At 40.3% G+C, this 16569-nt stretch carries 16 protein-coding genes; 7 read left to right on the top strand and 9 right to left on the bottom strand.

All coding sequences use genetic code 11. The features are described from left to right. Window positions 1-63 precede the first annotated feature (63 nt). Complete coding sequence (gene rpe, locus B9A58_RS05005) at window positions 64-723, bottom strand: ribulose-phosphate 3-epimerase (RefSeq protein ID WP_084371315.1); 660 nt, start codon at window positions 721-723, stop codon at window positions 64-66. A 194-nt stretch (window positions 724-917) separates the two neighbouring features. On the opposite strand from rpe, the gene B9A58_RS05000 reads away from it, so the two are divergent. Further along, a complete protein-coding gene (locus B9A58_RS05000; RefSeq protein ID WP_084371314.1) occupies window positions 918-1457 on the top strand; it encodes a DUF2911 domain-containing protein in 540 nt (179 codons plus the stop codon). Window positions 1458-1514: 57 nt separating this feature from the next. On the opposite strand, the gene B9A58_RS04995 is transcribed toward B9A58_RS05000, so the two are convergent. Both B9A58_RS04995 and B9A58_RS04990 read right to left on the bottom strand, forming a co-directional pair. Then, complete coding sequence (locus B9A58_RS04995; RefSeq protein ID WP_084371313.1) at window positions 1515-2756, bottom strand: hypothetical protein; 1242 nt, start codon at window positions 2754-2756, stop codon at window positions 1515-1517. Between the two features lie 114 nt (window positions 2757-2870). Beyond that, window positions 2871-5273 carry an ABC transporter permease gene (locus B9A58_RS04990; protein ID WP_084371312.1) on the bottom strand — a complete coding sequence of 801 codons (2403 nt, stop codon included), beginning with the start codon at window positions 5271-5273 and terminating at the stop codon, window positions 2871-2873. A gap of 227 nt (window positions 5274-5500) precedes the next feature. On the opposite strand from B9A58_RS04990, the gene B9A58_RS04985 reads away from it, so the two are divergent. Both B9A58_RS04985 and B9A58_RS04980 read left to right on the top strand, forming a co-directional pair. Next, on the top strand, window positions 5501-5986 hold the full coding sequence (locus tag B9A58_RS04985; protein ID WP_221407813.1) for a YchJ family protein: 486 nt from the start codon (window positions 5501-5503) through the stop codon (window positions 5984-5986). Between the two features lie 78 nt (window positions 5987-6064). Continuing rightward, window positions 6065-8389 carry a type IA DNA topoisomerase gene (locus B9A58_RS04980; RefSeq protein WP_084371311.1) on the top strand — a complete coding sequence of 775 codons (2325 nt, stop codon included), beginning with the start codon at window positions 6065-6067 and terminating at the stop codon, window positions 8387-8389. Window position 8390: 1 nt separating this feature from the next. Here the strand turns inward: B9A58_RS04980 and B9A58_RS04975 are convergent, their stop codons facing one another. Beyond that, window positions 8391-10076: a tetratricopeptide repeat protein gene (locus B9A58_RS04975; protein WP_139793746.1), complete on the bottom strand. Its 1686-nt coding sequence runs from the start codon at window positions 10074-10076 to the stop codon at window positions 8391-8393. Between the two features lie 65 nt (window positions 10077-10141). Continuing rightward, entirely contained in the window at window positions 10142-10696 is a 555-nt protein-coding gene (locus B9A58_RS04970) for a hypothetical protein (protein WP_084371309.1), read from the bottom strand. 154 nt (window positions 10697-10850) lie between these two features. Between B9A58_RS04970 and B9A58_RS04965 the strand changes: the two genes are divergently transcribed. After that, a complete protein-coding gene (locus B9A58_RS04965) occupies window positions 10851-11765 on the top strand; it encodes a CPBP family intramembrane glutamic endopeptidase (protein WP_084371308.1) in 915 nt (304 codons plus the stop codon). A gap of 158 nt (window positions 11766-11923) precedes the next feature. Here the strand turns inward: B9A58_RS04965 and B9A58_RS04960 are convergent, their stop codons facing one another. Both B9A58_RS04960 and B9A58_RS04955 read right to left on the bottom strand, forming a co-directional pair. Then, window positions 11924-12610 carry an HAD family hydrolase gene (locus B9A58_RS04960; RefSeq protein ID WP_084371307.1) on the bottom strand — a complete coding sequence of 229 codons (687 nt, stop codon included), beginning with the start codon at window positions 12608-12610 and terminating at the stop codon, window positions 11924-11926. 38 nt (window positions 12611-12648) lie between these two features. Beyond that, window positions 12649-13113 carry a DUF1987 domain-containing protein gene (locus B9A58_RS04955; protein ID WP_084371306.1) on the bottom strand — a complete coding sequence of 155 codons (465 nt, stop codon included), beginning with the start codon at window positions 13111-13113 and terminating at the stop codon, window positions 12649-12651. Between the two features lie 188 nt (window positions 13114-13301). Between B9A58_RS04955 and B9A58_RS04950 the strand changes: the two genes are divergently transcribed. Further along, on the top strand, window positions 13302-13898 hold the full coding sequence (locus B9A58_RS04950) for a GNAT family N-acetyltransferase (protein ID WP_084371305.1): 597 nt from the start codon (window positions 13302-13304) through the stop codon (window positions 13896-13898). Window positions 13899-13900: 2 nt separating this feature from the next. Further along, window positions 13901-14674, top strand: a complete 774-nt coding sequence (locus B9A58_RS04945; protein ID WP_139793745.1) for a helix-turn-helix transcriptional regulator — start codon at window positions 13901-13903, stop codon at window positions 14672-14674. A gap of 1 nt (window position 14675) precedes the next feature. On the opposite strand, the gene B9A58_RS04940 is transcribed toward B9A58_RS04945, so the two are convergent. Next, a complete protein-coding gene (locus tag B9A58_RS04940; protein ID WP_084371303.1) occupies window positions 14676-15188 on the bottom strand; it encodes a hypothetical protein in 513 nt (170 codons plus the stop codon). Window positions 15189-15266: 78 nt separating this feature from the next. Further along, entirely contained in the window at window positions 15267-15677 is a 411-nt protein-coding gene (locus B9A58_RS04935) for a hypothetical protein (RefSeq protein ID WP_139793744.1), read from the bottom strand. Between the two features lie 85 nt (window positions 15678-15762). On the opposite strand from B9A58_RS04935, the gene B9A58_RS04930 reads away from it, so the two are divergent. After that, window positions 15763-16551, top strand: coding sequence for an SDR family oxidoreductase (locus B9A58_RS04930; RefSeq protein ID WP_084371301.1), 789 nt, complete (start codon window positions 15763-15765; stop codon window positions 16549-16551). Window positions 16552-16569 lie beyond the last annotated feature (18 nt).

Genomic DNA, 16569 nt, shown 5'->3' with positions numbered 1-16569 from the left:
AATGCTGGGAATTGCCTTTTGTCAGAATAGTTTCTCCTTTTATACCAATTCCCACTTGGGTGACTAAACTTGCTTCATTTGCTGGATAGTTGATATGGGGTCTTCTGTATTGAAAATGCCTGATCCTGATACCACTACTTCAGTTCCAGCATCAATTACAGATTTTAGGTTGTCCAATTTTACGCCCCCATCTATTTCAATAAAGATATGTTCCAGGTTTCTTTCCTTGAGAGTTGCTTTCAGTTTGGCAATTTTATCAATGCATGAGGGGATTAATTTTTGTCCACCAAAACCTGGGTTTACAGACATAATCAACACGAAGTCTACTTCAGGAAGGATTTCATCAATACTACTCAATGGGGTATGAGGATTCAAAACCACGCCAGCTTTTTTGCCTAATTCTTTGATCAACTGAATAGTTCTGTGTAAGTGAGGACATGTTTCTACATGCACGCTAATCCAATCTGCTCCAGCTTTCGCAAAATCAGGAATGTATTGATCAGGGTTCTCAATCATCAAATGCACGTCTATTGGTAGTTTGGTACATTTTCTGATGTCCTTTAAAACCAATGGGCCAATGGTAAGATTCGGAACAAAGTGACCATCCATTACATCATAGTGAATGACTTCTGCTCCACCTTTTTCTACCATTTCAATATCGGCACCAAGGCGTGAAAAATCTGCTGAAAGTAGGGAAGGGGCAATTTTTACTGAATTGGGCATGAGGCTATATTTTTTTGTCGCAAATATAAGATGCTCGAAAATGAGATACTTTGACTGACACAATTATTTGCGACCAGCATACAGATATGACTGATAAAAGACGAATAGTCAACTTGCACAGGATTGAACCACTTTGAATGGGATTTAACTGTCTGAGTATTTAAACTTGGTTAAGTCAAATCAAAATAGATCTTATGAAGACATTGAACATTTTACTTTTTGCATTAGGTCTTGGATGGAGTATTCAATTAGAAGCTCAGGAAATAAGAGCGTTAGATGAAAGTCCATTAGACCTCGCAGTTTTCAGGCCTGATGGAAGAGGTACTGTGCCCGCTGCTCGCATCATATATAGCCGGCCTATGAAAAAGGGCAGAACGATGTTGGGCGATAAAGTGCCTTATGGTCAGGTTTGGCGATTGGGAGCGAATCAGAGTACAGAAATAAATGTATACAGGGACATGACCTTTGACGGGAAAAAACTAAAAGCTGGTAACTATACTGTTTACGCCATCCCGGCAGCCAAATCATGGACAATCATTTTTAATTCAAACCTCTACACCTGGGGTGCCTTTGACTATGATGTTTCCAAGAATGTGATGAGTATTGAAGCGCCAGTAAAAAAGGCTGCTGAAACTCGGGAAGCATTTGGTATGGCATTCGAAGGAAAAGAAGGAAAGGGTCATTTGTTGATGGCTTGGGAAGACGTGGAGGTACTTATACCTATTGCATATTAATGAAAATGGTTTTTTTGAGTTTTGGGAAAGCGGAAGGATAATGTCCGCTTTCCTTATTCAAAATTTTTCATTGAATTGCCATGTACTCTTTCCATTTGATAGTTTCAAATAATCTACCTCACCCATACCATCAAATTGATAACTAACACCTACTAAATAGCCTGGATCCATTTTGTAATTGGCTGTTAGCACTTCTTTATTTCCAATAGAAACCATAAGCTTTTTGTTTTGACTGGAAATACCTATCTGCTGCCAGTCTTCTAACGAAATACCCAAAGTGGACAAGTCATTCTGCTTACCCGAAATGAAATTGTCCATGGCCAATACATTGATTTCTCCCACACATCCAGAAATCACAAAAGGAATCAAAAAAGCTCCTTCGGAAAAGTGAAGCACTACCTTGGCATACTTGCAGGCTGAGGTTTGGTTCGACTGAGCATATCTCATGCTGGTTTCAAATTTGAAATCATCTCCTGAGATGCTTTTTTCGGCCGTGTAGTAATGATAGCTGACTGGTTTGTTGTTAGCTGCTAATTTTTCTATACCTGATGGTGAAAGAGCCAATAGTTCAGATTTGATCAGGTCATTTTCTGTAAGATATATAGGTACAGGTTCCACATTTATTGTTCCAAGCCAACCGTCAGTTTCTATATAGACATCTGCCTCTTTGAGAACCACCTCATCTGCCACAAACTTAGACCTGAAGTATCCAGGGTAATAATAGACAGAGGTAGCCTTGGTCTGGTCTTCATTCACCTCAATTCTTTTGCGTCTATCCCAAGACTGTTGTATCACTAATTGATCTGCTTCTATGTTGCTGGCGTCGAATGAAAAAATGACTGTATTTGGAAGACCCATGGCAGTGTAGTTGGCTTCAAACAACAACTGCTTGGCAAGTGCTTCAGGATGGCTTAGATTGGAGGTGATAAAAAGCCAGCTGCTGAAACTTAGTAGGATGATGAGTGCCACAAGCAAAACACTTTGTTTTGATCCAGGCATAGAAAATTTCCGTTTTTTAGTGGGAGGGCTGGCTTCTTGAGATCTTTTATAGGCAGACCAATTGGGGCAATCTAAGAATTTGGCTAGGGCGTCTAGGGTGCTAATACTCGGTTGATTCGTGTATTTCACTTTCCCCCAGACTCGTTTGAGTGTAGTATGACTAAGATTGACTCCAGTTTTGTTGAAGATGATTTGGCTCAGTTCCTCAAATTCTTGATTTTGCCATTGCTCAGCAGCGCCCCATTGGAGCTTTTGCTCAATTTCAGTTTTACAGTTATTCAGTATTGATTGTAGATTCATCTATCAAACTTATACTGATAAGTCAGTCATAGGTTTTGAAATTTATTTGAATGGCAAAAAGCACCCAGACTCCTCCGGGTGCTTCACTCATTATACCAAACTATGCTATTATCTTTATTCGTATTTCAGCACGGTTGACGGATTGGCTGAGGCCGCTTTTAATGATTGGAAGCTGATCGTGATCAATGCAATAATCAGAGTGCCTATGCCAGCCAAAATGAATACCAATGGATTCATACCTATTCTAAACGCGAAATTATTGAGCCAGCTATCTATAGAGAAATAGGCCAGTGGACAAGCAATCACAAATGCAATGGTGATCAACTTGGTAAAGTCTTTTGATAGCAGTAGGATCACTTGTGGTATCGTGCTGCCTAATACTTTCCTTACGGCAATTTCTTTCTTGCGCTGCTCTGCAGTAAAGGAGGCTAAAGCGAACAAACCAAGACAGGCGACCACTATCGCTAGGCCAGAAAATAGACTGGCTACTTTGCTGAGTTTGTCTTCATCCTTATACAATGTGTTTAATTCATCTTCCAAAAAGAAATAATCAAACGGCCTGCCAGGTGCAAATTCATTCCATTTGCCCTCGACGAAAGATAGGGTCTCTCCTATATTCTCCGTGTCCAATTTGATAGCCAGGTATTTGATGAGCAGATTGAAACTTCCAGGATTATTTCTGAGTTGGATGACCAGGGGTTCTATGTTACGATGCTTTGACGCAAAATTGAAGTCTTCTACCACACCAATGATTTTACCTGGACGATTGCCATACTCATAAGCTTTGCCAATGGCCTCATCCTCGCGCCAGTCCAGTCGTCTACACAAGGCTTGGTTGATTACGATAGCGGCTGTGTCGTCAGATAAGATGTTTTCTTTGAAAGGACGACCCTGTACAATATTTAGTCCGAACGTTTTGAAAAAATCATGTTTTGACCAAAATACAGAGAACAACGTAGAACGCTCCATACCTTCAAATCTAAAATTGTCGCCTTGGTGACGGGCACCTAACGCATCCACCACAGCAGTCATGCTATTGATGTCTTGTCTGCGCAGTATTTCATTTTTGAAAGCCTCATATTTTTGAGCAATAGGGGTGCGCAGTGCAGAAATATAGAGCACCTGTTCTTTGTCGAATCCAGTATCACTCTGTCTCAGGAAATCCAGCTGATCAGTGGCAATAGATGTCCCGATGATCATGATGATGGAGATAGAGAATTGTAAAATGACCAGCATCTGACGGAGGTTACCTCCTTTTCCTTTTTGTTCACCTTTGAGGCCTTTAATAGGTGAAAATGTACTCAGCACGAATGCAGGATAGATGCCTGCACCAACTCCAATAATAAGTACAACTCCAATCAGCCCAAATAAAATATGCGGCTGGAACAGCATACTGAAGCCAATAGACTTTTCTGTAAAAGAATTGAAGGCAGGTAGAATAGCCAAAAAAAGTACCAATGAAACAATGACTGCTATGCTCGTAATAATGATAGACTCAAGAAGAAACTGTGTAATCAAATAGCTTTTCTTGCTACCTAAAGTTTTTCGTATGCCCACTTCTTTAGATCGTTTGGCTGATTTCGCCGTGGACAGGTTCATGTAGTTAAAGCACGCAATGAAAAGAATAAGTAGACCAATGACTGTAAACACGTAGACATTGTTTTCACTGCTATTGGGTTGAATTTCGAATTCGAGATCGGATTTAAGATGAATATCAGTCAATGGCTGAAGTGTCATTTTTACATCCCCATGTAAAAATTCGGGGAAGTATTTCAAAATGAAATTGGGAAATAAGGCTTCTAATTCCTTGGAAGAGTTTTGATCACTGAGTACCAGGTAAGTCCAGCATGGGTTCCAATACCAAGTTCTTGGCAATCGCCCGTTGAAACTTTGCCTGACTGTGGACATTGAACCAATAAAGTCAAACTGAAAGTGTGTATTGAGTGGGGTGTCGGGTAGAATGCCTTTTACAATCAAATCACGTTCGGCTTGAAAGCGGAGTATTTTCCCCATGGGGTCTTCGTTTCCAAAATACTTTTTTGCCATAGTTTCCGTCAGCAGTAGCGAATTGGGTTCGTCCAAAGCAGTTTCCTTATTGCCTTTCACTAATTCGAAATCAAATACATCAAAAAAAGTAGAGTCAGCAAAAAACAAACGGGTTTCATTAAAAGCCTTATTGGTTTCCTTATTTTCCAACATTAACGAAGGAGATTGATAGTCGAACAACCGCACTTGTGATTCCACCATGGATGGAAAATCAGCTCTAAGCGTAGGGCCAACTGGAAATGGCAAACTGGATGACCTTTCGCCCGCATCTTCATCAATCATAAATTCATTGATGCGATAGATTCGATCAGCTTTACTGTGCATACGATCATAACTGAGCTCATCGCTGATGTAAATCATAATGAGTAAACAGCAAGTGATACCAAGTGCCAAACCCAGCACATTGATCGAACTATAAAACTTGTCTCTGAGTAAGCTGCGAAAGGCAACCAGGAAGTAGTTTTTTAACATGAGCAGTGATCTTGAGTTTGGTTATAAAGTGAACGAATCAAGATTAAAAGCTATACCTGTTTTACACGAATGGTCAATTGCAAGGGTCAAAAACAGCAAATAAACCCACAAATACACGGACGGTAGATGTGTACTTTGAAAGGATGTTTTATTGGTATATCTCCAGCATATTGCGCTGGGCACAGCAAAACCACATTACCTTTGAGTTTGATATTAGATGAGTTTTCATGAAAGAAATGCAATGCCCTTGTGGTTCGAAAAAGAAGCTGAATGATTGCTGTGGTACCATTATCAATGGTCGAGCAGCACAAACAGCATTGGAACTGATGCGCTCTAGATATGTAGCTTATAGTTTGGGAGAAGCGCAATATCTCTATGATACCACACATGGTAGGCACAGAGAAGAATATAAGATTGAAAGCATAGCCCAATGGTCAAAAGAAAATACCTGGACGCAATTGGAAATAGTAAGCGTGGAGCATGGCAGTGTTTCCGATACCAGGGGAGTTGTAGAATTTAGGGCATACTTTACCGATTCCAAAGACAAAAGCCAGGTACACCACGAGCGTTCTAACTTTTTGAAAGAAAAGGGAAAATGGTTTTATCTAGACGGAAAAATGAATCCAATGGAAGTAGATATTACAAGAAAAATCACTCGCAACGACCCTTGTCCCTGTGGCAGTGGAAAGAAGTATAAAAAGTGCTGCGGATAGGTTTAATCTTCAAGTCAATATAGCTTATCTTGGAGCTCTATTTCAATTAATTGGCCGCCATTTGTCTAGTACCCATTCATGAAAGTTTGTATTGCCGAGAAACCGAGTGTCGCTAAAGAAATCGCACAAGTCCTAGGTGCTTCTAGTCGCAGGGATGGTTACTTTGAGGGCAATGGTTATCAGGTCACCTGGACCTTTGGGCATTTTTGCACGCTCTATCCACCAGAAGATTATAAGCCGCATTGGAAACGCTGGGATCTCAATACCCTGCCCATGCTGCCCGAGCGATTTGAGACCAAGATCATGGATGATGGGGGTGTGAAAAAGCAATTCAAAGTCATCAAAGGACTATTAGACAAAGCTGAAGTGGTCATCAACTGTGGGGATGCTGGACAAGAAGGAGAGCTCATCCAACGCTGGGTGATCAAGCAAGCCAGGTACAAAGGAGAAGTACAAAGACTCTGGATTTCCTCCTTAACCACAGAAGCAATTAAAACTGGTTTCAACCAACTCAAATCAGCAGATGAGTTCGACAACCTGTATTATGCTGGGAGCTCTAGAGCTATTGGAGATTGGCTGTTGGGCATGAATGCCACCCGACTTTATACCCTGAAATATGGAGGCTTTAAACAAGTTTTGTCAATTGGTAGGGTACAAACACCCACCTTGGCCATGTTGGTCAATCGACATTACGAAATAGAAAATTTCAAGCCTACGCCTTATTGGGAATTGCAAACGTTGTATCGGGATACGAAATTCAACTCGACTGAGGGAAAATTTCAGCAGAAAGAGGAGGGAGAGAAACTGCTTCAACAGATTTCTGGAAAGGATTTACTAATCACGGACATAGAAAAGAAGGAGGGTAAAGAATATGCGCCTAAGCTTTTTGATTTGACTGCTCTTCAGGTTTTTTGTAACAACAAGTTTGGGTTTACAGCCGAGGCTACTTTGAAATTGGTGCAAAGCCTATATGAAATGAAAGTGGTGACCTACCCTAGGGTGGATACTACTTTTCTGCCGAATGATATGTATCCGAAAATTCCAGGCATTCTCAAAGGATTAACTCAATATGCGTCATTTACAGAGTCAATTCTAGGAAGTAAGATGAGAAAGTCAGCCAAAGTATTCAACGACAAGAAGGTAACAGATCACCATGCCATTATTCCTACAGGTGAAGAAAAGCCATTGAATGCTGATCAACGAAAAGTATATGACATCATAGCCAGGCGATTCATGGCGGTATTTTATCCAGATTGTCAAGTGGCCAAGACACAGGTGAGTGCAGAAGTGGAGACTGTAAAGTTCGTGGCTAAGGGAAAAGAAATCTTGGAAGAAGGCTGGCGAGTATTGTTTCCAAAGGAGAAAAAAGGCAAAGAAGAAGAGGACGCTGATGATGAAAACAAAGAAGAAGATGATAATATCCTGCCATCCTTTGAAAAAGGGGAGCAAGGGCCTCATGAACCATCATTTATAGAGAAGACGACCAAGCCGCCCAAATTTTATACTGAAGCTTCCCTGCTCCGCGCCATGGAAACGGCTGGCAAGCAAGTGGAAGATGACGAACTTAGAGACCTGATGAAAGCCAATGGCATTGGCCGCCCTTCCACACGTGCGAACATCATAGAGACGCTATTCAAAAGAAAGTACACACAACGCCGGAAGAAGCAAGTAATTCCCACACCAATGGGCATCCAACTCATTGATACAATCCAAAATGAATTACTCAAGTCTGCCGAACTCACTGGACAGTGGGAGAAGCAACTCAAGGAGATTGAGGATGGTGCTTTCAGTGCCAGGGACTTCATTGTGAATATGAAAAAGATGGTAGATGATCTGGTCTATGAAGTGAGAATGGAGACAGGGAAGCCCCGACTTGAAACAGCAGCAGAAACAAAAAGTAAGAAGCCAACTACCAAGAAAAGGACTGGGTTAGTTGGGATGACGTGTCCTAAATGTAAGAAGGGGAATATTCTCAAAGGGCAGTCTGCTTATGGCTGCAGTGGATGGAAGGAAGGTTGTGATTTGCGTCTGCCTCTGGTCTATATGGGCAAGAAACTCACTGAGGCACAAGTCAAACGCCTGATTCAAAAGAAAGCTACAACTAAGATTAAAGGTTTTGCTCTGGATAATGAGAAGGTTGAAGGCATTCTGAAATTGACTGAGTCCTTTCAAATAGAATTTGAGCACAAGTCCACCAAACCCAAAAAGAAAGAAGCAGAAATGCCTCCCTGCCCCAAGTGCAGCAAAGGCACGATTATCCGTGGTCAAACGGCTTATGGCTGTAGCCAGTGGAAGTCGGGTTGTGACTTTAGGTTTGCTTTCGATGAGATAAAAGCGAAAGCCAATGGTCAGCCATTGTCTAAAGAACTGGTGTTGGAGATTATCAGCAAACCCATGGCTTGATTTACTTGCTCTTTTTTAGCAATCCCTCTTTCTCCAAAACCTCATTGATCACTCTCACTACCTCGTCAAGATTTGTCGCGCTCTTTTTTAGGTTGTTAATGATTTCTTTGGTTTCGTCCAAATCCAAATTTTGATTTTCAAACAGGGCCGTGAGTCCCAAAATAGCAGCTACAGGAGCTCTGAGCTGATGGGCATTATAAAAGGCATATTCTCCTAGTTTAGTATTTTTTGTCTCTAACTCTTTGTTTTTAAGTTTTAGTTCTTTGGTGCGCTCTTCTACTTTTCGTTCCAAACTATTGTTCAATTCATTGAGGGAGTGGTTAAGAATCTGCAATTCTTCAGCTTGCTGGATAAGTTCTTTTTGTTGGGAATGGATGGCTTCGTTCAGTGCACTTAATTTTTTATTTGCAGCAGTTTTTATTTTGTAGTTGCGATAGATAACTGAGGCTATGATGATGACCAATATCAAACTGAATATGAACACATTTCGAATGAGCACTTGGCGTTCTGCATTTTTTTCGTTTTCAAAGGCTACTCTTTCTTGTTTTATTTCGAATTCTCTTTGTTGTTTCTCGATGAGATAGTTGGACTGTAGTCTGCCGATTTCAGCTACATTGTCTGAATTGAATAAGGAGTCGCCAATGATTTTATATCTTTTGAAATAATCTAGTGCTAGTTGAAGATTGCCCATTTTTTCATGTAATTCTGACAAGGAAAGTGTAATTTCTTGTAGTTCCCTGGTTGCTCCTATTTTCTGACAGATTTGAATAGCAGATTCATAACATTTCAAGGCTTGTTCGGGTAGCCCACGAGCCTGATTTATTTTGCCTAATCCAGAAAGTGAAGCTGATTCTATAATCGGATTCTTACACTGTATCGCTCCATGGAGTGATTTTTGGTAGTAGTATGTGGCACTGTCCAGATTGCCTTTGTCAATGTATAAAGAGCCAATATTTTCGAATGGATAAACTTTTTGACAAAATTCATCTTCATTATACATGCTAATTGCTTTATGGTAATAGGCCAGTGCCTGATCCAGATCTTTGTTGATCGCGTGTACCAACGCGATGTTATTCATGCAACTGCCTGCATTGCCTTTGTTTCCTAGTTTTAGATTGAGATCAAGGGCTTGATTCCAGAATTCCAATGCCTGATTGTAATCTTTATGATTGTAATGAATGCCCCCAATATTTAAAAAAAGTTGAGCACTTAGCGCCTGATCTTCAAGGGTCTCGTTGATTCTCAAAGCCTGCTGGTAAGACAAAAGAGCCAAGGCATAGTCGGCCTGATAATTCCTGATGGTGCCTATATTAATCAAAGCAATGGCTTCAATTCGCTTGAAATGGTAGGCCTCTGCTTGCATACGCGCGCGCTCACATTTTAAAAGTCCTTCTTCGTAGTTTCCTGTACGCCAAGCACTGATGCCCATCACAAGCATAGACTCTGCCAGACCATAGGCGTATTGTAGGTCATGAGCCATTTCATAAGCTCTTTCTCCGTAATAATAAGTGCTGTCAAAATGCGAATTTTGATAATGTTTGGCAATTTCAATCAATAGCTTCACACGGCTACTATCCGCGGGTGATTGCCGAACCAACACCTGAAGGCTATCAAGGGTTTGATTTTTTGCAAGTACGAAAGTGGAGGTTAGGAGAAGAACCAGTAAGAGGAAAAGGTTATTTCTCAATGCTTTTTTAAGAGAAGATACTTAAAAAAAGCTTGAATCACTAAAGGAAAAATATTGAATCAAAATTATTCTGAGACCTTAATCAGGTCAATCTTGTAGGTCAAAACCCAAGTTTTCATATCATCAGTGGATTGATAAACATCCTTGTGAAAAGTCGTATCAGACAAAATGGTATCAGTCACTTTGATATCAAAGGTTTCTTTGCCACTGTATCCTCCTAGGACTGTTGTTGTCATTTTACCATTGATTAGTTGGGAAGTGAAATGATGCCAGCGTTGGTCGTTGGCGTTCAGAAATAGAGCTTCCCATTGCCTAGTTGTTAAGTTGTATGATCGAATATCAGTAGAAAAGAAACCATTAGAAGTCGTGAACTGGGATTGGAAAGTTTTGTGATCACCTAAAAACCGACCAACTATGGTGGCTCCTCCTACTATTCTTTTGAAAGAGCCATCTTCTTGCTTCATCTCTAGCTCAGCTTGCCATATACCACGATAATATTCAAACTGAGCCAATTCAGGAATGGACGGATCTGCGAAACCGTATTTATCCACAGGTTGAGAGATAAGAGCTTGGCTAGCTAGAAAGAGTACCGACAGGAAAATGAGTTTGTTGATCTGCACGACTAGGTTTTGGTGTTAATCCTAAGGACAATTGGTTTTTGAAAAACCATTAAAAATGCTAGTTCAATGCTAGGGATTCATGCTGACCTCTAAAATTTATTCCGTATTTTTCGAGTAGCAGCCAGGCTGTGAGCTTAAACCAAATCCAATACTCATGAGAAAATTGATATTCAATTCAAAAGATAAAGTACGCGTTATTTGGCGATTATTGAGCTTTATAATATTGGCAGGCTTGCTTAGCATTCCTTTTCAACTGGGTTTGAGAGAAGTACTGGATGCAGGGCTGCTACGTACGAACCTTAATCGAATATTCTCATTTTTAGGCATGGTGGGTAGTTTGTATGTTCAGATCAAGTATATCGACAAGTCTTCTTTCGGAAAATATGGTCTAAATCTTGAAAAACCATGGATGAAAGAATTTGCGATTGGATGTGCCATTGCATCTCTCCAATTGGTTTTGTTTTTTCTGACCATGCATCTGTCAGACAATCTTCAAGTGGTTGATTTTTTTATCACCAGTTCACCAGATCACACATTCGAAGGAGGTTTTGTCACAGAGCTAATTATTAATCTGAGTGCCAGCATCACTGAAGAAATTATGTTCAGGGCATTTCTGTTCTATATCATTTTCGAATCGTTTGCTTTGATCATTAAAAGCCGAGCTACAAGCGCTGTCATTACTGCTGTATTGGTTTCTCAGTTATTCGGCTTTGCACATTTTGGTAATGATGGAGCCACTTTGTTTTCATCCATCAACCTTGGTTTTGATGCTTTGACAATCTGCCTGCCTTTCTTGCTCACTCGTCGTTTGGGGATGAGTATAGGTATGCATTTTTCTTGGAATGTCACACAAGCTGCCATTCTCGGATTTGCCAATAGCGGCAATATTCCAAAAGCATCAATCATTAGTTCCAGCATGCCTGACAATATGTGGACAGGTGGGGTATTTGGGCCAGAGGGGAGTGTGCTACTCTTGGCCATGGATTTTATTGCCGTTCTATTGATCTTGTTATGGAAATACAAAAATAATATTAAACATTGGGTACATCCTGATATAGTTAACCCCTAGGAGTAGGACGTTAAAAATATAGATAATTGGGATAGACTGATCAAGAGACCTGTCCATTTAATTACATTAGTTCTGTCAGAAATATTTGTTTTTCGCAATGTGAATGACCGCTTTAGAAAGGAGAAATTTATCAGTGCCTGTTTTGTTGAGTTAGCTTATCAAGAAATGAATTCAAGCAATTTTGTGATCTTATCTATGGAGTGAAAATTTTCGTGCTCAATGTCTCTATCTACATGTTCATGCGCCCAGGTGACATGATAAGGGATATGAAAGGCAGTGCCACCCAATTCTAATACAGGAAGAACATCTGATTTTAGTGAATTGCCAATCATCACGAATTGTTGGGGCTCTATTTCCAAGCGTCTAAGGAGCTTTTCATAATCCAGTACTTTCTTCTCTGACATGATTTCGATATGATGAAAGTATTTGCCCAATCCGGATTTGGTCAATTTTCTATGCTGATCTAGCAAATCACCCTTGGTTGCCAGTACCAGTTTGTATTTGCCATACAAAGCCTGAAGGACGCTTTCTACCTCATCAATCAGCTCCACAGGCATCTGGAGCAATTCCTTGCCGTAAGTGATGATTTTTTCAATGTCTTCTATTTCAATGGTTCGCTCAGAGATTTGCATGGCACTTTCTATCATGGAAAGCGTAAAGGCTTTGATTCCATAACCATACAATTCCAAGTTTTGCATTTCTACTTGAAATAGTTCCTTAGCCAAGCTGTGCTCCGGCATGTAACCTTCCAGTAAAGCGTAGAATTTCTTCTCAGTTTCTCTGAAATAGGATTCATTATGCCAAAGGGTATCATCGGCATCAAAAGCAATAATTTTTGTTTGCATCTTGAAATTTAGTCCTTCCTTTTGAGATATAAAATAAACTATAAAACAGCTGCTTTACCTATAATATCTAACTCTACAAAATGGAATGGGATGCCACTGATGGCACTATAGTCTTCACCTGCTTCTAACATATCTTCGTCATCCACTTCATAGTACCACGACACCTTAACTTCAAGACCATAAGCTTTGATCTGTTTGAAAATCTTCATCAAATCAAATAAACACTTGGCAGAGCTACTATTGAAGTAAGTAAGACTCAAATGAACGGATAGTCTGTTTTTACCTGTGAGCGGGTAGTGTTTTAATCCTAGAAAAATTAAATTATAAAACTTCACTGTGTCCTCAGGGCTTGATTTGCCTTTCATGAGAAATAGTTCTTTTTCAGGGTCTATTAGTACATAGGGGGTGATCCTTGATGGATAAATTTTAAGTTTTGATTTTTTTGAAATGCGTTCTTTATAAAGCAAAGTCGTGACATGAGGACTTTTCTTTTTCCTTTCCATAGCTGTGTTGTTAATCGATTTTCATTTCAAAGAACGGTGAAAAGTCTATTGGGATAAAAAGATATGTGTTACCAAATGATGAACATCGTATAAAGCCATAATGATGAAGGTCAGAATAAATTCATGAGCTAACCCATATATAGTATGGTGGTTTTTATTTAATTGCTTTGAGATTGATCTAATGGTTTATGAAGAATATAATTACTCGAATAGAGACGCCTAACTTGATACTTAGAATTTTTCAGCCCGAAGATGCAGAGATACTCAAGGAGCGTTTGGATGATAATTTGGAAATCATGATGCCATGGATTCCTTGGGCTAAGGACGAACCAGAACCATTGGAAGCCAAACGTGATCGAATTCGTAACTGGATTGGAGACTTTTATTCCAATAGGGAATACAGCTATGGCGTATTTGAAAAGTCAACCGGAGAATTTGTGGGGAGTAGCAACTTATTCGGACGGCGAGGAAAAGGTACTACTGAGATTGGATATTGGGTGGATCACTTAAAAACGGGTAAAGGCTATGCGACAGAGATCAGCTATGCTTTGACAAAATTGTCATTCGAGCAGATGGGTATTGAAAAAGTGCTTCTGTATATAGATGCTCGAAATGTGGCGAGTCAACGCATTCCGGCCAAACTCAATTTTGCCCATGAATATACCTATCGGGAATTGCCGAAAGATGCACAGGGTGAGCGATTAAAATTTCAAGTTTGGGTGATGTTTGCCGAAGAGTTCGAAAAAGTAGATAAATTCGAGGCTATCGAATTTAAACTAAGTTGATTTTGGAATTGATCGAGCAAGAGAATTTAATATTTAAAGCAGGAGACTCTGGCATTTACTTAGGTAAAGTTGAGGATAATGCTTTTCATCAGCACTATGCACTTCAGCTTACTATAGGTATTGATGATAAATTTGAGATGGAGACTGAGGATGGTAAAATTTTTTCTGACGCCCTGATCATACACCCTCAAATCCCCCATCAACTGGACAGCAAAGGAAAGTCAGTTTTAATTTTTTTGCTCAATCCTGCTAGTACAGTCGGGCACTTTTTGGCCAAGCATTTGACCCATTCACCTGTTCAGGAATTTCAAGAAGAGTGGGTTGACTACTTAAGGATGTTTGCAAAAGATTTGTTCAAAAACGAAATCAATGAGAAAACTTTTCTAAGTGCCTGCGTTAATTCAATGGCAGAATTTAATGGTCGTTGTCTTAAAACCAAACATCAAATGGATAAGAGGGTATTGGCTACTTTGCAATATCTGGACAGACATACCAGGGAAGTTATCCCCTTGAGTGAAATGGCTAGTGAAATGTGCTTGTCAGAAAGTAGATTTCAGCACCTTTTCAAAGAAGAAACGGGACTATCTTATCGTAGAATGCAGCTTTGGAAGCGACTGTTGGCTTCATTCGATCTGATCAGAACCACAAAGACTTTGACGGAGTTGGCTCACCAGTCTGGTTTTTCGGATAGTTCTCATTATAGCAAAACTTTTAAAGAGTCTTTCGGCTTCTCACCTTCAGACGTTTTTGCTAATAGTCACTTGGTATTGGAGTAATCTATTTAAGATATTTTTTTGGCAATGGATGGTCATCAGTTTCTGCAGCCCAGTAAAGATTGACGATCCACCAACGTTCCCCATCGTTCATCAATTGAATACTATTGATGCCTCTGGCAAACGGTTTACCATCTGGTGTCCACTTGGACTGGTAAGTGCTCCATACATGTGTGATCAATCCAAAAGACTCAGTAGTGCGAGCGATTTCTTCTTCATAAAAACCATTGTCTACCAGCCACTGATCGCCTTGCCTGATGAAATCATCCAAGGTCAGGTAGCAGGGGACACGTTTGGTCTCTGATGCAGGACGGGTTGGAATGAGCCGGGCCTCAGGGGTCAAGAGGTATCGCAGTCTGTCCCAATCTCTTCGCTCGCCTTTAGGGCCAGATATACTTTCGTACAAGGCACTGATGATAGCATTTTCACTCGTTACGTCTGCAGCATATTTATCCTGAGCGAAGGATATGCTGCTCCAGGAGCAGAGGATGATTAAAATAAAGTGCAGTTTACTCATCTGGCAAAAATAAAACTATGAAATTAAAATGATCAAAAGATGTAATGGTTGGTCAAAGAAAGGTTTGATCGGTCGGCCTTATGATTTTTTCAGAAATCCAGTTAGAAATATCAGCGTATGTAATCCCATGCCAGCCAGAGAGGAAAATACACCTATACTAGTCATACCTCTATCAATCTGTCCCAGATTGGCCTCCTGATAAAACCCATGCAAAAGGATCAAAGGAGACAATAAAAGTAAAATGGAACCTAAATATTGAACAGTCTTTTTCCAAGTGGTTTCTGATAGTTGCAATTGCATGCCAATGGACAAATTGAGCAAGCCACTAAAAAGAAAATATATATGACCTGCACGATAAATCATGCGCTGCGCATCAGACAGATTGCCAATCTCATTCGTTTTCATGTACCAGCCTGTTTGTAGAAAAACTACGAATGTGAGCAGCCCCATCACAGCATGGATGATAGATATTTTGATTGGTATTTTCATTTTGAATGTGAGGACAAAAATATATTTTATTCTCAAGTCAAGGGCCATAATGGCTATATTTACTGTTTTTAAATGACGCCAAAAAATGAACTTAAATTTAGAAGGAAAATCTGCACTCGTTTGTGGCAGTACGCAAGGAATTGGAAAGGCTATTGCTGAGGAACTCGCACATTTGGGTGCAAGTGTGACACTTGTGGCACGCAATATATCCAAGCTGCAAGAAGTAAAAGCAAGACTGTCCACAGCACACAAACAAGTACACCAATATTTGCAAGCAGATTTTAGTAACCCTGCCGAGCTAAAAAGCAAAATTGAAGAGTACTTGAAAGAAAATGCATCCCCTGAAATTTTGGTTAACAATACGGGAGGGCCCGCAGGAGGACAGATCATTGATGAGCCTTATGCTAAATTTATGGATACAATGACGGCGCACTTGGAGTGCAATCACTTACTTGCTCAGGCACTAGTGCCAGGGATGAAAGAGAAGGCATTCGGAAGAATCATTAACATCATTTCCACTTCTGTATATGTTCCTATTCCTGGACTAGGGGTATCCAATACTGTACGAGGGGCTGTAGCTAGCTGGGCAAAGACACTGTCCTTGGAGCTGGGACAATTTGGGATCACAGTCAATAATGTGTTGCCAGGTTTTACAGATACAGTTCGATTAGAAGGTATAGTTAAGTCCAAGGCAGAAAAGACTGGAAAAACTGAAGAGGAGGTAATAACAGCTATGAAAATGGAAACGCCAGCTCGCCGATTTGGACGAGCGGAGGAAGCTGCAGCTGCGGCAGCATTCTTGGCATCTCCAGCAGCAGCCTACGTCAATGGCGTGAGTATACCAGTGGATGGTGGCCGAACTGGCTGCATTTAGCATTAACCCAAAGCAACC

Source organism: Reichenbachiella faecimaris (assembly GCF_900176375.1).
GTDB lineage: Bacteria > Bacteroidota > Bacteroidia > Cytophagales > Cyclobacteriaceae > Reichenbachiella > Reichenbachiella faecimaris.
Note: the sequence above shows the minus strand (reverse complement) of the source record. Positions and strands in the feature narration are given on the sequence as shown.

Excerpts from the sequence above, each read along its gene's own strand:
- B9A58_RS04965 (WP_084371308.1), top strand. The coding sequence starts at position 10,851 with ATGAGAAAATTGATATTCAATTCAAAAGATAAAGTACGCGTTATTTGG.
- B9A58_RS04955 (WP_084371306.1), bottom strand. The coding sequence starts at position 13,113 with ATGGAAAGGAAAAAGAAAAGTCCTCATGTCACGACTTTGCTTTATAAA.
- B9A58_RS04980 (WP_084371311.1), top strand. The coding sequence starts at position 6,065 with ATGAAAGTTTGTATTGCCGAGAAACCGAGTGTCGCTAAAGAAATCGCA.
- B9A58_RS04935 (WP_139793744.1), bottom strand. The coding sequence starts at position 15,677 with ATGAAAATACCAATCAAAATATCTATCATCCATGCTGTGATGGGGCTG.
- B9A58_RS05000 (WP_084371314.1), top strand. The coding sequence starts at position 918 with ATGAAGACATTGAACATTTTACTTTTTGCATTAGGTCTTGGATGGAGT.
- B9A58_RS04985 (WP_221407813.1), top strand. The coding sequence starts at position 5,501 with ATGAAAGAAATGCAATGCCCTTGTGGTTCGAAAAAGAAGCTGAATGAT.
- B9A58_RS04990 (WP_084371312.1), bottom strand. The coding sequence starts at position 5,273 with ATGTTAAAAAACTACTTCCTGGTTGCCTTTCGCAGCTTACTCAGAGAC.
- B9A58_RS04930 (WP_084371301.1), top strand. The coding sequence starts at position 15,763 with ATGAACTTAAATTTAGAAGGAAAATCTGCACTCGTTTGTGGCAGTACG.
- rpe (WP_084371315.1), bottom strand. The coding sequence starts at position 723 with ATGCCCAATTCAGTAAAAATTGCCCCTTCCCTACTTTCAGCAGATTTT.
- B9A58_RS04940 (WP_084371303.1), bottom strand. The coding sequence starts at position 15,188 with ATGAGTAAACTGCACTTTATTTTAATCATCCTCTGCTCCTGGAGCAGC.
- B9A58_RS04960 (WP_084371307.1), bottom strand. The coding sequence starts at position 12,610 with ATGCAAACAAAAATTATTGCTTTTGATGCCGATGATACCCTTTGGCAT.
- B9A58_RS04950 (WP_084371305.1), top strand. The coding sequence starts at position 13,302 with ATGAAGAATATAATTACTCGAATAGAGACGCCTAACTTGATACTTAGA.
- B9A58_RS04995 (WP_084371313.1), bottom strand. The coding sequence starts at position 2,756 with ATGAATCTACAATCAATACTGAATAACTGTAAAACTGAAATTGAGCAA.